The sequence below is a fragment of the Clavibacter phaseoli genome (genome assembly GCF_021922925.1).
Classification (GTDB): Bacteria; Actinomycetota; Actinomycetes; order Actinomycetales; family Microbacteriaceae; genus Clavibacter; species Clavibacter phaseoli.
In genome coordinates this window covers 2,737,836-2,751,034 of the sequence record NZ_CP040786.1, presented here as the reverse complement: position 1 = coordinate 2,751,034, position 13,199 = coordinate 2,737,836, and the positions used below count along the sequence as shown (strand labels likewise).

The following is a 13,199-nucleotide window of genomic DNA, read 5'->3' as shown; positions in this document are numbered from 1 at the left end:
CGGCCCCGCATCCGGTGACGGATGCGGGGCCGTCCCGCGCTCGGCAGGCGGCGGCCCGCGGAGGAGACTGGACCCATGCAGCTGCATCGCGTCACCACCGGATCCGGCGCGCGCCACGTCGGCCTCGTGCATGGGCTCGGCGCGGAGGGGGCGACGTGGGCGCCCGTCGTCGACCGGCTCGTCGCCACCGGCCGCGTCACCGTCACGACCGTCGACCTCCGTGGGCACGGCGCGAGCGACCGGGCCGGCTCCTACGGGATCGAGGACATGGCCGACGACCTCGTCGCGTCCCTGCCGCGCGGCCTCGACGCGGTCGTCGGCCACTCGCTCGGCGGATCGGTGCTGGTGCGCGCCGTCGCCCGCCTGGAGCCCGCGCGCGCGATCTACCTCGACCCCGGGTTCCGGCTCGCGCTGCCGACCACGGGGATCCGCGGCCGCCTGTTCTGGGCCGCGCCGCTCGTGGGGCTCGCCGCCGCGCAGATCCCGCGCGCCCGCGCCGCCGCCCGCGTGCGCGCCGCCTACCCGGCCGCCGTCCGCGCGTCGCTCGACGCGGCGCAGCAGCGGTTCGACCGAGGCATGGCGGTCGGCGTGTTCCGCGACGTGGCCTTCCACCCGCTCGCGGTGAGCGCGCCCGCCGTTCCGTCGACGGTCGTGCTCTCCGACGACGCGCCCGCCGTGCTGCCGGACGCGTACTCGGCCGAGCTCGCGGGCGCCGGGTGGGACGTCCGGCGGCTGCCGGGGATCCACCACGACATGCAGCTCGAGGACCCCGACCGGGTGCTCGCCGCGATCGAGGACCTGCTGTGACGGACGCGCCGCGCGAGCCCGGACGCCAGGAGCGCCCCGCCGACGCCGAGATCGCCGCCCGGCTGGCCGCGGCCCTCCGCGCGCCCGACGCGTCCTCCCGGCTGCAGGCCGCGCTCACCGCGGGCACCCGGCCGGATCCCGCGCTCGTCGAGGGCCTCATCCACCGCTGCCGCGTCGAGCCCGACCTCAACGTGCGCGAGATGCTCACGTGGGCGCTGATCCGGCACGACCCGGAGCTGACGATCCCGCCGCTCATCGCCGAGCTGACGTCGCCCATCCCGCAGGCGCGCAGCCAGGCGCTGCACACGCTCTCCAAGATCGGCGACCGGCGCGCCCTGCCCGCCATCACGCCGGCGCTGCTGCGGGATCCCGACGACCACGTCGCCCGCACCGCGTGGCGCACGTCGTCGGGCCTCGTCGACGGCGACCGCGATCCGGCCGGCGCCCGCTGGCTCTCGCAGCAGCTCGCGTCGCAGCTCGGCCGCGGCGGCCGCGACACGCAGGCCAGCCTCGCGCGCGCCTTCGCGAGCGTCGGCCGGGCCGCGTTGCCGGTCCTCGAGCGGTCGCGGCGCGCGGCGGACGCCCGGGTGCGGATCCACGCGCTCGCCGTCATCGCCCAGCTCGCCGACCCGGAGCTCCGCTTCGACGACGCGGTGGACGAGGCCCGGCGCGCCTCCTTCGGCGCGCACCTCGCCCGCCGGCCGGGCTTGCACCTCCCGTAGCGTCATGTGGTCGGGTGGTCCCATGACCCACCCCGCCGAGGAAGGCCCCGCCATGCACCCGTCCCTGATCCCGCCCCGCCAGGTCCGGATCGGCGACGCGGCCGCGTTCGTCGGCACCACCCCGCGGGCCATCCGGCACTACCACCAGATCGGCCTGCTCCCCGAGCCCGAACGGGGCGCCGACGACCGCCGCCGGTACGGCTACGCGGAGATGATCCGGCTGCTGTGGATCCGGCGGATGGCCGACGCCGGGATCGCCCTCGACGACATCCGCGACGCCTTCGCCGACCCGGCGCCCGCGGGTGCGGATGCGGACGCGGACGATCGCGGGACCCCGGGCGCCGACGCGGACGTCGCCGGCATCCTCGCCCGGCTCGAGGCGACCCTCGACGCCCAGGAGGCGGAGCTGCGCCGCCAGCGCGCGGCCGTCCGGCGCATGCGCGCCCGGGGCAGCCGCCTGGGCCTGCTCTCCGACTCCGTCGCCACCCGCCTCGAGGGCCTGCCCGCCGGATCCCTCCGCCCGGCCGACCTCGACGACCTGCTGGTCGTGGAGCGCGTCCTCGGGCCGCTCGGCGCGGCGCTCAACGCCACCCGGCACATCGCCATCGCCACCCTCCCGGGCCTGCGCGCGGCGTCCGACCGCGTCGAGGCCGCCGAGGAGGCGCTCGACGACACGGTCGCCGTCGACGACCCGCGCGTAGCGGAGGTCGCGGCCGAGCGACGCGCCTTCGAGACGATGCTGCACGCGGCGATCGACGGATCCGACCTCCCGCGCCTCGACGACGAGCTCGTCGACGCCTGGGATGCGCTGCACCCCGAGGGCGCCGACGCCGCGGACGAGGTCGGCTCCCGCCGGCCCGCCCCGTCGATGAGCGCGATGGAGGCCATCGCGAGGATGCCCTACGACCTCTCCCCGGCGCGGCTGCGGTGCATGGAGCTGGCCGCGGAGTCCTACGTGAGCGAGACGCCGGCTCCCTGAGGGGTCGGCGGGCCCGCGGATCCGGGCATCGGGGCTGTCCCCGGCGCGGACCCGCGAGTAGGTTCGCGGCACGGCGCCCCGCGACGGGAGCGCCCGGATCCGTGCCCGCGCGCGGACGACGAGAGGTGCGCCCATGGCCGAGATCGTGCTGTTCCACCACGTGCAGGGCGCGAGCCCCGGCGTGCACGCGTTCGCCGACGCGCTGCGGGACGGCGGGCACACCGTGCACGTGCCCGACCTGTTCGACGGCGCGCTGCCGGAGTCCATCGAGGCCGGCCTCGCGCTGATGGCGGGCCTCGCCGACCACGTGGTCGCCGAGCGCACCGACCGCGCCCTCGACGGGCTGCCCGCCGAGCTCGTCTACGCCGGCTTCTCGTGGGGCGGATCCATCGCGCAGCGCCTCGCCCAGACCCGGCCGGGCGCCCGAGGCGCGCTCCTCTACGAGTCGTTCGTGTCGCTCTCGGCGGAGTGGTCCTTCGGGCCGTGGCCGGCCGGCGTGCCCGCGCAGGTGCACGGCATGGCGCGGGATCCGTTCTTCGCCGGCGAGGGCGACCTCGACGGCGCCCGCGAGCTGGTCGACCTCGTGGGCCCGGAGCTCGCCGAGGTGTTCGTCTACGACGGCGACGCGCACCTGTTCACGGACGCGTCGCTGCCGTCGTCGGATCCCGTCGCCACCGCGCTCGTGCTCGAGCGGTCGCTCGAGCTGCTGGCCCGCCTCGGCTGAGCCGCCCGCTCACGCCGCGACGCGGTCGGGCTCGGGCTCGTCGGCCGCCGCCGGCTCCTCCGTCGTGCGGGAGTCCGTGAGCGAGAGCGCGCCGACGGTGGCGATCACACCGGTGAGGACGGCGACGACGAGGTAGACGGTCCGCTCGCCGGCGAAGAACGAGTGGATCAGGTCGGCGCTCCACGCGCCCGCCGGCAGCGCGGTCGTGACGAGCGCCGCGATGAGCGTGCCGACGACCGCGGTGCCGAGGCTCGTGCCGAGCTCCTGCGCGGTGTCGTTGAGCGCGGCGCCGATCGAGGTGCGGTTCCGGGGCATCGACTCGACGAGGGCGACCGCGCAGATGGTCATGATCGTGCGCAGCCCGACGGTGAACAGGATCATCGCCGCCATCATGAAGGGGTAGCCGCGGTCCACGGCCCAGGCCAGGCCGACCAGCCCGCCCACCAGGAAGCCGGTGCCGACGAGGCACGCCATGCGGTGGCCGAGGCGCGTGGCGAGCCGCTCGGCGATGGGGCTCGCGGCGATCATCGTGACGATGATGGGCAGGTTCGCGAGGCCGGCCCGCATCGGGCTCCAGCCGTAGGCGTACTGGAAGTGCAGGATCAGCCCGAACAGGATGCTGGCGAACGCGACCGATGCCCCGAGCTGCGTGAGCGCGGCGCCGCGGACGGGGCCGGCGCGGAAGATCGCGAGGTCGATCATGGGCGAGGCCGCGCGGCGCTCGCGGGCGATGAAGCCCGCGACGGCGGCGACGGCGCCGAGCGCGCAGGCGATCGTGACGGGCGCGAGCCAGCCGCGCTCGACGCCGCTCGTGAGCGTGTAGCAGCCGAGCCCGATCGCGGCGACGGTGAGCACCGTGCCGGGCAGGTCGAGGCGCTCGGAGGTGAGGTCGTCGCGGCGGTCGGCGGGGACCCCGGCGCGCACGCCGCTCCAGACGAGCAGCGCGAGGGGCGCGTTGACGACCAGCAGCCACTGCCAGCTGACGGCGCCGAGGATCGAGCCGCCGAGGAGCGGGCCGAGGACGAAGCCGGACATGCCGACGACCATGACGATCGTGATCGAGCGCATGCGCAGCTTGTCGTCCTCGAAGAGGCGGAAGATCAGCGACATCGTGACGGGCGCCATGGCCGCGGCGGCGGCTCCGAGCGCCGCGCGCAGGGCGATGAGCTGGCCGATGTCGGTGACGAGGACGACGGCGAGGCTGATGAGGCCGAACGCCGCGAGGCCGATCAGGAGGACGCGGCGGCGGCCGAACCGGTCGGCGGCGGATCCCGCGGTCAGCAGCAGGCCGCCGAAGGTGAGCGAGTAGGCGCCCGTCACCCACTGGAGGCCGGTCGTGCCGCTGTCGAGCGCGCGACCGATCGTCGGCAGGGCGATGGAGAGCAGCGTGTTGTCGACCATCTCGACGAAGAAGGCCAGGCAGAGCGCGGCGAGCGGGATGGCCGCGGCGCGGAGGGACGGGTAGCCGCGGGGTGGCGCGGAGGCGATCGTGGGGGTGCTCATCGGGATCCTCTTCCTCTCGAACGCCGTACGAGAACCGTACGACGTTCGATAGTATGGAACGCCGTTCGGTAGGATGCAAGCCATGGCGGCAGATGGATCCACGAAGGAGGGCGGCGGCACCGCCGCGCCCGCACGCGCTCGGGGACGCCAGCGCGCGTCGCACTCGCTCGACACGGTGCTCGCCGAGGCCCTCGCGATCCTCGACGAGTCGGGGGAGAGGGCGCTCACCTTCCGCGCGCTCGCCGCTCGGCTCGGCGGGGGCGTCGCGAGCATCTACTGGTACGTCGCGAGCCGCGACGAGCTGCTCGAGAAGGTGACCGAGGAGGTGATGGGCCGGGTGCTGGCGGACACCGAGCCGCTGACCCACGGATCCGACCCGATCGGCAACGTGCGCGCCGTCGCCCTCGCGCTCTTCGACGAGCTCGTGCGCCGGCCGTGGTTCGGGCAGTACATGCTCCGCAACAACGGGCTGCAGCCCAACTCGATGGCGATGTACGAGCGGATCGGCCAGCAGCTGCTCGGGCTCGACCTTACGCCGCGGCAGCGCTTCCACGCGGTGTCGTCGATCGTCAGCTACGTCGTCGGGGTCGCGGCCGACCTCGCCGAGCCGCCGCCGCAGGAGTTCCTGGACAGCGGGATGGACCGGGAGGGGTTCCTGGGGGTGCTCGCCGACCGCTGGCGGGAGCTCGATCCGGCGGAGTTCCCGTTCGCGCACGACGCCGCGGGCGAGATGGCGACGCACGACGACCTCGACGTGTTCCGCTCCGGGCTCGACCTGCTCCTCGCGGGCGTGCGCCAGCAGGCGGGGCTGCCGCCGGCGTCGTGATGCCGGCGGATCCGCGGATCGGGTGGCTCAGGCCGATCAGGCGGTGACGGGCGGCAGCTCCGCGACGGCGACCCGGTCGCCCGCGGCGTCGCGGATCTCCACGGACGCCGCGTCCTGGCGCAGCACGTCGGCGTTGAGGCGGCAGTCGATGCGCACGGCGGACCCGAGCATCGTGCCGGAGGGGTGCTCGCCGCCCGCGGCGTCGACCACGACCACGGAGAAGGAGTCGCCCGCGGGGAGGCCGTCGACCGACAGGACGGTCTCGGTGCCCCAGGTGTGCGCGACGACGTCGCCCTCCACGTCGACGCCCGCCGGCGCGCCCTGGAAGGTCACGTCCTCGACGGCGCCGAGCGTGCCGGCCGGGCCGGTCGCGACGTCGGCGCGCGGGGTGGCGAGGAACGCGCCGCCGACGGCGCCGAGGACGAGGCAGGCGGCGGCGCCGGCGATGAGCAGGGCCGTGCGGCGGCGGTGCGGAGGCGTCCCGCGGGTCGCGCGGTGGGCGTCGAGGTCGGCGGGCCGGTCGGCGTCCGCCGGCGGCGCGGTGTCGGTCGGCGTCACGGCATCCGCTGCGCTGGCCGCCTCGCCGCGGCCGTCCGCGATCCGCTCGATCCGCCGCGCCAGCTCCGCGCTCGGCTCGGCCCGCTGCCAGGATCCGACCCCGCGGATCGCCCCGGGCAGCCCGCCGAGCAGCGCGATCTCCTCGTCGATCGTCGGGTCGGCGGCGCGCATCGCCGCGAGCTCTGCGGACTCGGCGGGCGAGAGGTCGTCGGCCAGGGCCGCCGCGATGAGCTCGCCGCGGCGGTCGTCGGGCTCGGCGGCGTGCGGATCGGGGATGCGGTCGTCGGTCATGCGGGATCCACTTCGTCGAGATGCGTGCGGAGGGCGCGGAGCGCGTGGAAGACGCGCGTGCGCAGGGTGGCGACGGGGACGCCCGTCGCGGTGGAGAGCTCCTGGTAGCTGAGCCCGGTGAGGTGGACCGCGACGACGGCCTCGCGGTGCGCGTCGCTCAGGCGCGCGAGGCCCTCGACGATGCCGAGCCGCTCGAGCGGATCCGCCTCCCGCGTCGCCTGCTCGGGCGCCTCCTCCTCGGCGACGATGCGCGGCGTGCGGGCCCGGGCGCGGTGCACGTCGAGGATCACCCGCCGCTCGATCGCGAACAGCCACGTGCGCGCGCTGCCGCGCTCGCCGTCGAAGGAGTCGCGCGCCCGCCAGGCGCGGAGGAACGTCTCCTGCACGCAGTCCTCGGCGAGCTGGCGATCCTGCAGGGCGTTGACCGCGAAGCCGAGCAGCGCGCCGCCGTGCTCCGCGAACGCGGCGCGCACGTCGAGGCCGGGCGTGGACGCGCTCATCGTGCTCCGCTCGGGTGCAGGTGCCGGACGCGTCAGGACGAGCGCCATCGTGATCCCCTCAGCCTAGGCGGCGGGTGCGCGCCCTCACCGGGGGATACGTCGGGGGAGGGCGCGGCGTTCACCGACCGGGCCGCGGAGGGATGGCGACCGGATCCGATGGATCTCCGGCATCCGATGAACGCCCGCCGCCCGCCGTGCGTATGCCCTGTCAGAAGCGGTGCCCGTCCGGGCGCCCCACCACGAGAGGCTGCACGCGATGACGCACACGAGACTCGTCCGGAACACGACCATCGGGGGCGCCGCCGCGGCCGCCCTCACCCTCCTCGTCGCGACGCCCGCGTCCGCCGAGACGACCGTCCCCGAGCCGGAGCGCTTCACGAGCGCGTTCACCGTCATGGCGACGCCCGACCAGGTGCTCAACGCCGACGGCGTCGCGACGCCCGGCGAGCCCGGCGCGACCGGCCGGTTCGACCTCCGCCTCGACTCCGCGTCGAACACCATCTGCTACGACATCACCCTCACGGGCGTCACCGGCGAGTACCAGAGCCCGGCGAAGACGGCCACGCACATCCACCAGGCCGCCGTCGGCAAGGCCGGCCCGCCCCGCATCGCGTTCCCCAACCCGGTCGACGCCGGGAACGGTACCCGCACCAGCTCCGGCTGCATGCAGGGACCCTTCACCACCGGGATCATGAGCGCCGAGGACCAGGACACCGGCACGGGCTTCACGGTCGCGCAGATCGAGGCCGACCCGTCCGCCTTCGCGGCCGACACCCACACGGCGTCGTTCACCGCGGGCGCCGTCCGCGGCCAGCTGACGCAGGTGCCGGTCGGCGGCGTCGACACGGGCGCCGGGGGATCCGCCACCTCCACCTCGTCCGCGCTCCCGCTCGTCGCGGGCGGCGGTGCCGTCGCGCTCGCCGCGGCCGGCGTCGTGCTGATGCGCCGCCACCGCGCGCAGGAGTCCTGATCCGCATGCACCGCTCCCCGGCGGACGCGTCGCCCGCGCGGCGCGCCCGCCGGGCCGCGGTGCTCGCGGGCGCGCTGATCCCGCTGGCCGTCCTCGCGGGATGCGCGCCCGCGGATCCGGTGCCGGGCGCCGACTCCGCGAGGCCGCCCGCGTCCGCCGCCCCGGTCCCGACCGCGAGCCCGGCCCCCACGACCTCGCCGCAGGTCGTGCAGGGGATCGGCGCGACCCCGTCGCGCGTGGCCATCCCCGCCATCGACCTCGACCGGCCGCTCATCGACCTCGGCATCGCCCCCGACGGCCGCATGGAGGTGCCCGTCGACTTCGACGACGTCGGCTGGTTCACGGGCGGCGGGCGCCCCGGCGGACGCGGTCCGACCGTGATCGCCGCCCACGTCGACTCCCGCGTGGGACCGGCCGCGTTCGCCCGGCTCGCCGAGCTCGGCGTGGGCGACGAGGTGGCCGTGCAGGACGTCGACGGCGGCACCACGCGCTACGCCGTGACCGAGGTCGCGGACTTCGCCAAGGCCGACTTCCCGACCGCGCGCGTGTTCGGCGCGCAGCCCACCGACCAGCTCCGCCTCATCACCTGCGGCGGGGTCTTCGACCGCAGCGTGGGCCACTACGAGGACAACCGCGTCGTGTTCGCGGAGCCCGTGGGCTGATCCGCGCGGCGCACGGCGCCCGGCGCCCGGCGCCCGGCGCCCGGTACGCGTCAGGCGGCCGGATCCTCGGGGTCCATGCCGCCGGCCTCCGGCAGCCCCGCCCGCAGCCGCGCCGTGCGCTCGCGCACCAGCTCGAGCCGCGCCTCGTCGAGCGCGGCGGTGGCGGCCAGCGCGCCCCGACCGGCCAGAGCGACCCGCACCACCACGACGAGCGCCACCGCCACGAGGGCGACGAGCGCGATGGCCGCGAGCAGCGCGATCGACCAGACGACGTCGAAGGCGGTCGGCACCAGGACGCTGTCGGACGTGCCGCCCACGTTCAGGCCGCCGGACCGACGGGACCGGCGCCCGGCGCGTACGGCCCGCTCGCGTCCCCGTCGTCGGCCTGCAGCCGCGCGGTCTGCTCGCGGATGAGCTCGAGCCGCGCCTCCTGCAGCTCGGTCGTGACGAGCAGCGTCGTGCGGGCCGTGAGGGCGAGCCGGATGAGCACCACGAGCGCGAGCACCCCCAGGGCGATGAGCGCGAGGATCACGAGGATGTAGAGGGCGATGCCGATGCTGGCGCCGGGGGAGGAGATCATCCCCCGACGCTAGCGGCGGGGGATCCGGCCGGTCGGGAGCGCCACCCGCACCGGGGTGGACGCCGACGGGCCCGGCCCCGTGGAGGAGCCGGGCCCGTCGGGCGGGGGATGCGCGGGTCAGCGCACCTTCACGCCCGCGCTCGCCACGGCGGCCTGGTCGTACAGGTAGATGACGCCGCTGACCACGACGGTCACGGTGTGCCCGCGGTCGGCTGCCGTCAGCGTGTACGTCTTCGCGGTCGCGCCGGCGATCGCCTTCCCGTCGCGCTTCCACTGGTACCCGAGCTCGAGCGACGCGGGCTTCCAGATGCCGGGCTGCGCGGTGAGCGTGCGGCCGACGACCGGGTTGCCGGTGATGCGGGGCGTGCCGGCGGTGATGACCGGCGCGGCGACCTTCTTCGTCTGCCCCGAGGTCCGGGTCTGGGCGACGTAGCCGTCGCGCGATCCGCGCACGGCGACCGTGATGCGGTGCCCGGCGTCGTACGCGTCGATCGTGTACGTGGGATCGGTCGCCCCGCCGATGCGCTCGCCGTCGCGGAACCACTGGTACCCGAGCGTCACGGGCGCGGGCTGCCACAGACCGGTGCGCACGGAGAGCGTGGATCCGAACTCGACCGTCCCGACGATGGCCGGCACGGGCGCCGACACGAGCGGCAGGGCGCCGGGCGCGCTGGCCGTGGCGCCGTCCGCGTGCGCGTAGCCCCAGGTGTCGGGGATGTAGCCGTAGACCAGGTCGAACGCGACCACCTGGCCGTAGCCGGGCGTGACGGTCACCGAACCGACGCCTCCGGCGTCCACGTAGGCGCCGCCGTCGATCTGGTAGAAGATGTCGCTCTCCTCGGGCGTGAACCCGTTGAGGGCCGCGCGCACGTCCCAGCGGAAGGTGACGGAGGGGCCGTCCACGACCACCTCGGGCGTGTAGGGCAGGGATCCGCCGACGGACCTGACCTGCTGCGGTGCCGACGCCGCGCCCTCGACCGGGACGCCGTCCACGGTGCCGGCGACGCGCACGCTCAGCTGGTGGTAGCCGGCCGCCGCGGGGATGTAGACCTCGTCCTCGTCGCCCGAGACGCCGCCCGTGCCGTCGGAGAGCCACGGCCCGGCGCCGTCGAGCTGGTACTCGTAGCGGAGCCCCGAGCGGTCGGCGATGTCGTCGACATCCACCGAGATCACACCGTGGAAGTTCGGCTGGCGGCTGAAGTCGTAGCCGTAGCCGCGGAAGGTGGGGGCGCCGATGCTGATCGCGGCAGCGGTCGACGAGTCGGCGGCGGGCGCGGGCGCGGTCGCGGCCTGCGCGGGCGCGACCCCCGCGAACGCGGTGCCAGCGGCGACCACGACGGCCAGGGCGGTGAGCGGGAGTCGTCGTCCCCCGGTGGTGCGGATCATGCGGTCCTTCCTCCTGGGGCGTCCTCGTCCCCGCGTCGATGCTCCTCCGGGCGCGGCCGCGGCCGCATCCCCCCGTCCGGGTCCGCCCCGAGCGGGGCGTACCGTGGATCACGCCCCCCGAATCGCACCGACAGGAGCCCCCGCATGCCCACCGTCCTCCTCACCGGATTCGAGCCCTTCGACGGCGACACCAGCAACCCGTCGTGGACGGCCGTGCAGGAGGTGCGCGACCGCTGGGACGGCGACGCCGAGATCCAGGTGCGGCAGCTGCCGGTCGACTTCGCCAAGGTCGACGACGCGCTGCGGGCGGCGCTCGCCGAGGTGGACCCGGATGTCGTGATCTCCGTGGGCCTCGCCGGCGGCATCGAGACGCTCGAGGTGGAGCGCGTCGCGATCAACGTCGACGACGCCCGCATCCCCGACAACACCGGCTTCCAGCCCATCGACGAGCCGGTGGTCGACGGCGGCCCGGCTGCCTACTTCAGCACCCTGCCGATCAAGGCGGCGGTCGCGGCCGTGCGCACGAAGGGGATCGCCGCGGTCGTCTCGCAGACCGCCGGCACCTACACCTGCAACCACGTCTTCTACCTGCTGATGCACGAGCTGCGCGAGCGCCCGGGCACGCGCGGCGGCTTCGTCCACATCCCGTACTCGACGGAGGAGGCGATCGGCACCGACCGCCCCTACATGCGCATGGACCAGCTGGCGACGGCCCTCACGGCCGTGGTGAAGGCGACCCTCGCGAACGCGACGGACGTGAAGGTGGGCGGCGGGTCGCTCGACTGATCCCGGTGGCACGCCGGCCTGGTGGATCCCCACGGCCGGGGCTACCGTGACCGGATGAGCACGGTGCGCGAGGTCCAGGTCACCTTCGACTGCGCGGATCCCGTGCGCCTGGCGGCGTTCTGGTGCGAGGCGCTGGGCTACGAGTCGCCGCCCGGCGACGCCGAGCCCGGTTCCGCGTGGGCGGCGTGCGTCGACCCGTCGGGCCGCGGCCCGCGTCTGTTCTTCCAGCGCGTGCCGGAGGGCAAGGTCGTGAAGAACCGCGTGCACCTCGACGTGCGCGCGGTGAGGGGTCGTGTCGGGGAGGAGCGCCTCGCCGCGCTCCGGGCGGAGTCGGCCCGGCTCGTGGCCCTCGGCGCATCGGAGCTGCGCCTCCTCCCCGCCGACGGCGAGGACGAGTCCTGCCAGGTCATGCGGGACCCGGAGGGCAACGAGTTCTGCCTCGACTGACCCGCCCGCGGACAGGTCGCCGGGTCAGGCCGCCCGCGCGTCCGCCCCGCGCACCCGCAGCATCAGCAGCAGCCCCGCCAGCAGCACGATCACGATCCCGACGATCCCGAAGCGCGTGTCGCCCGTGATCGCCACCGCGATCCCGAAGAGGCCCGGCGCGAGGAAGCTCACCGCGCGGCCCGTCGTCGTGTAGAGCCCGAACATCTCGCCCTCGCGGCCGGCGGGGGAGATCCGCGCGAGGAAGGTGCGGCTCGACGACTGCACGGGTCCCACGAAGAGGCACAGGAACAGGCCCGTCGCCCAGAACCCGGCCTTGGCGTCGCCGACGGCGAGCACCGCGGATCCGCCGAGGATGAGGCAGACGAGCGAGACGAGGATGACGGGCTTCGCGCCGAACCGGTCGTCGAACCAGCCGGCCGCGAAGGTGCCGATGCCGGCGACCACGTTCGCCGCGACCCCGAACAGCAGCACCTCGGTGGTCGAGAACCCGAAGACCTGGGCCGCGATGATCGCCCCGAAGGTGAACACCGCCGCGAGCCCGTCGCGGAACACGGCGCTCGCGAGCAGGAACACGAGCACGCGCGGCGACTCCCGGTACAGCTCGGCGATCCGGCGGAACAGCGTGCGGTACGACGCGACGATGCCCTGCCGCGCGCGCCCGGCCGCGGCGGGGATCTCGGGCACGCCCACCAGCACGGGGATCGAGAACACGGCGCACCAGATGGCGGCCACGAGGATCGCGATGCGCACGTCGAGCGCGCCGCCCTCCGCCCCCGACGGCAAGCCGAGGAGGCCGGACGCGCCGGGCGTCCCGAAGTCGAAGAGGAACAGGCCGAGCAGCAGGGCCAGCAGCACGATGCCGCCCACGTAGCCCATGCCCCAGCCGAGGCCCGACACGCGGCCGACCGTCCGCGGTGTGCTCACCTGCACGAGCATCGCGTTGTAGTTCACGCTCGCGAACTCGAAGAACACGTTGCCGGTGGCGAGCAGCACGGCCCCGAGCCAGAGGTAGGAGGGCACGGGCTCGACGAACACCATGCCGAGCATCGCGAGCACGACGATCCCGGTGTTGATCCCGAGCCAGAGGCGACGGCGCCCGGACCCGTCGGAGCGCTGCCCGAGCACGGGCGCGAGCACGGCGATCAGGAGTCCGGCGATGGTGAGCGCGAGCGAGATCACGCCCGAGGTGTCGGCCTTCGCGGCGACGAGCGCCGGGTTCCGCGCGTCGTCGCCCGCGGCCGCGACGATCGCGGGATCCACGAACAGGCTGCTCGCGAGGTACGTGCTGAAGACGAAGGTGGTGACGACCGCGTTGAAGGCCGCGGATCCCCAGTCCCACAGCGCCCACGCGGCGACCCGTCGGCGGGGAGGGGCGGCGGGCTCGTCGATGCGTCCGGGCGCGGCGGTGCTCATGCTCGCAACCTAGTCGGTGGACGTGTCGCGGCGGGGTCGCCGGGC

Annotated in this window: 16 protein-coding genes; 9 read left to right on the top strand and 7 right to left on the bottom strand. The window is 75.3% G+C overall.

The window, feature by feature from the left end; all coding sequences use genetic code 11:
- Positions 1 to 75: 75 nt before the first annotated feature.
- The 4 genes from FGI33_RS12985 (at position 76) to FGI33_RS12970 (ending at position 3,232) form a co-directional block, all read left to right on the top strand.
- Complete coding sequence (locus FGI33_RS12985; RefSeq protein ID WP_237581997.1) at positions 76 to 807, top strand: alpha/beta fold hydrolase; 732 nt, start codon at positions 76 to 78, stop codon at positions 805 to 807.
- Entirely contained in the window at positions 804 to 1,529 is a 726-nt protein-coding gene (locus FGI33_RS12980) for a HEAT repeat domain-containing protein (RefSeq protein WP_220453111.1), read from the top strand. Before FGI33_RS12985 ends, FGI33_RS12980 begins: the two co-directional genes overlap by 4 nt.
- Before the next feature lie 22 nt (positions 1,530 to 1,551).
- The gene (locus FGI33_RS12975; protein WP_237581996.1) at positions 1,552 to 2,508 is read left to right on the top strand and encodes a MerR family transcriptional regulator; all 957 of its coding nucleotides are present in this window, start codon (positions 1,552 to 1,554) and stop codon (positions 2,506 to 2,508) included.
- Positions 2,509 to 2,641: 133 nt separating this feature from the next.
- Positions 2,642 to 3,232: a dienelactone hydrolase family protein gene (locus FGI33_RS12970; RefSeq protein WP_119435078.1), complete on the top strand. Its 591-nt coding sequence runs from the start codon at positions 2,642 to 2,644 to the stop codon at positions 3,230 to 3,232.
- Between the two features lie 9 nt (positions 3,233 to 3,241).
- On the opposite strand, the gene FGI33_RS12965 is transcribed toward FGI33_RS12970, so the two are convergent.
- Positions 3,242 to 4,735 carry an MFS transporter gene (locus FGI33_RS12965; RefSeq protein ID WP_119435079.1) on the bottom strand — a complete coding sequence of 498 codons (1,494 nt, stop codon included), beginning with the start codon at positions 4,733 to 4,735 and terminating at the stop codon, positions 3,242 to 3,244.
- A gap of 82 nt (positions 4,736 to 4,817) precedes the next feature.
- Here FGI33_RS12965 and FGI33_RS12960 point away from each other — a divergent pair, with 82 nt between their 5' ends.
- On the top strand, positions 4,818 to 5,561 hold the full coding sequence (locus FGI33_RS12960) for a TetR/AcrR family transcriptional regulator (RefSeq protein WP_119435080.1): 744 nt from the start codon (positions 4,818 to 4,820) through the stop codon (positions 5,559 to 5,561).
- Positions 5,562 to 5,597: 36 nt separating this feature from the next.
- Here the strand turns inward: FGI33_RS12960 and FGI33_RS12955 are convergent, their stop codons facing one another.
- Entirely contained in the window at positions 5,598 to 6,410 is an 813-nt protein-coding gene (locus tag FGI33_RS12955; RefSeq protein ID WP_237581995.1) for a hypothetical protein, read from the bottom strand.
- The gene (locus FGI33_RS12950; RefSeq protein ID WP_237581994.1) at positions 6,407 to 6,910 is read right to left on the bottom strand and encodes a sigma-70 family RNA polymerase sigma factor; all 504 of its coding nucleotides are present in this window, start codon (positions 6,908 to 6,910) and stop codon (positions 6,407 to 6,409) included. Before FGI33_RS12950 ends, FGI33_RS12955 begins: the two co-directional genes overlap by 4 nt.
- A 256-nt stretch (positions 6,911 to 7,166) precedes the next feature.
- On the opposite strand from FGI33_RS12950, the gene FGI33_RS12945 reads away from it, so the two are divergent.
- Together FGI33_RS12945 and FGI33_RS12940 are read left to right on the top strand one after the other, a co-directional pair.
- Entirely contained in the window at positions 7,167 to 7,880 is a 714-nt protein-coding gene (locus FGI33_RS12945) for a CHRD domain-containing protein (RefSeq protein WP_237581993.1), read from the top strand.
- Between the two features lie 5 nt (positions 7,881 to 7,885).
- Entirely contained in the window at positions 7,886 to 8,542 is a 657-nt protein-coding gene (locus FGI33_RS12940; RefSeq protein ID WP_237581992.1) for a class F sortase, read from the top strand.
- 50 nt (positions 8,543 to 8,592) lie between these two features.
- Here FGI33_RS12940 and FGI33_RS12935 read toward each other — a convergent pair whose 3' ends face one another.
- From FGI33_RS12935 to FGI33_RS12925, 3 genes are all read right to left on the bottom strand, one after another.
- Positions 8,593 to 8,832 carry a hypothetical protein gene (locus tag FGI33_RS12935; RefSeq protein ID WP_237581991.1) on the bottom strand — a complete coding sequence of 80 codons (240 nt, stop codon included), beginning with the start codon at positions 8,830 to 8,832 and terminating at the stop codon, positions 8,593 to 8,595.
- Positions 8,833 to 8,861: 29 nt separating this feature from the next.
- Positions 8,862 to 9,122: a hypothetical protein gene (locus tag FGI33_RS12930; protein ID WP_119434222.1), complete on the bottom strand. Its 261-nt coding sequence runs from the start codon at positions 9,120 to 9,122 to the stop codon at positions 8,862 to 8,864.
- A gap of 117 nt (positions 9,123 to 9,239) precedes the next feature.
- Positions 9,240 to 10,508 (bottom strand): hypothetical protein, encoded by a 1,269-nt coding sequence (locus FGI33_RS12925; protein WP_119434223.1) that lies wholly within the window; start codon positions 10,506 to 10,508, stop codon positions 9,240 to 9,242.
- A gap of 144 nt (positions 10,509 to 10,652) precedes the next feature.
- Between FGI33_RS12925 and pcp the strand changes: the two genes are divergently transcribed.
- On the top strand, positions 10,653 to 11,294 hold the full coding sequence (gene pcp / locus FGI33_RS12920) for a pyroglutamyl-peptidase I (RefSeq protein ID WP_119434224.1): 642 nt from the start codon (positions 10,653 to 10,655) through the stop codon (positions 11,292 to 11,294).
- A gap of 54 nt (positions 11,295 to 11,348) precedes the next feature.
- Positions 11,349 to 11,741 (top strand): VOC family protein, encoded by a 393-nt coding sequence (locus tag FGI33_RS12915; RefSeq protein ID WP_119434225.1) that lies wholly within the window; start codon positions 11,349 to 11,351, stop codon positions 11,739 to 11,741.
- Positions 11,742 to 11,765: 24 nt separating this feature from the next.
- Here FGI33_RS12915 and FGI33_RS12910 read toward each other — a convergent pair whose 3' ends face one another.
- The gene (locus FGI33_RS12910; RefSeq protein ID WP_119434226.1) at positions 11,766 to 13,154 is read right to left on the bottom strand and encodes an MFS transporter; all 1,389 of its coding nucleotides are present in this window, start codon (positions 13,152 to 13,154) and stop codon (positions 11,766 to 11,768) included.
- Positions 13,155 to 13,199 lie beyond the last annotated feature (45 nt).

What these genes read in the sequence shown, in the direction of transcription:
- FGI33_RS12985 (WP_237581997.1), top strand. Translation starts at nt 76, where the DNA reads ATGCAGCTGCATCGCGTCACCACCGGATCCGGCGCGCGCCACGTCGGC.
- FGI33_RS12975 (WP_237581996.1), top strand. Translation starts at nt 1,552, where the DNA reads ATGACCCACCCCGCCGAGGAAGGCCCCGCCATGCACCCGTCCCTGATC.
- FGI33_RS12970 (WP_119435078.1), top strand. Translation starts at nt 2,642, where the DNA reads ATGGCCGAGATCGTGCTGTTCCACCACGTGCAGGGCGCGAGCCCCGGC.
- FGI33_RS12965 (WP_119435079.1), bottom strand. Translation starts at nt 4,735, where the DNA reads ATGAGCACCCCCACGATCGCCTCCGCGCCACCCCGCGGCTACCCGTCC.
- FGI33_RS12960 (WP_119435080.1), top strand. Translation starts at nt 4,818, where the DNA reads ATGGCGGCAGATGGATCCACGAAGGAGGGCGGCGGCACCGCCGCGCCC.
- FGI33_RS12955 (WP_237581995.1), bottom strand. Translation starts at nt 6,410, where the DNA reads ATGACCGACGACCGCATCCCCGATCCGCACGCCGCCGAGCCCGACGAC.
- FGI33_RS12950 (WP_237581994.1), bottom strand. Translation starts at nt 6,910, where the DNA reads ATGAGCGCGTCCACGCCCGGCCTCGACGTGCGCGCCGCGTTCGCGGAG.
- FGI33_RS12945 (WP_237581993.1), top strand. Translation starts at nt 7,167, where the DNA reads ATGACGCACACGAGACTCGTCCGGAACACGACCATCGGGGGCGCCGCC.
- FGI33_RS12940 (WP_237581992.1), top strand. Translation starts at nt 7,886, where the DNA reads ATGCACCGCTCCCCGGCGGACGCGTCGCCCGCGCGGCGCGCCCGCCGG.
- FGI33_RS12930 (WP_119434222.1), bottom strand. Translation starts at nt 9,122, where the DNA reads ATGATCTCCTCCCCCGGCGCCAGCATCGGCATCGCCCTCTACATCCTC.
- FGI33_RS12925 (WP_119434223.1), bottom strand. Translation starts at nt 10,508, where the DNA reads ATGATCCGCACCACCGGGGGACGACGACTCCCGCTCACCGCCCTGGCC.
- pcp (WP_119434224.1), top strand. Translation starts at nt 10,653, where the DNA reads ATGCCCACCGTCCTCCTCACCGGATTCGAGCCCTTCGACGGCGACACC.
- FGI33_RS12915 (WP_119434225.1), top strand. Translation starts at nt 11,349, where the DNA reads ATGAGCACGGTGCGCGAGGTCCAGGTCACCTTCGACTGCGCGGATCCC.
- FGI33_RS12910 (WP_119434226.1), bottom strand. Translation starts at nt 13,154, where the DNA reads ATGAGCACCGCCGCGCCCGGACGCATCGACGAGCCCGCCGCCCCTCCC.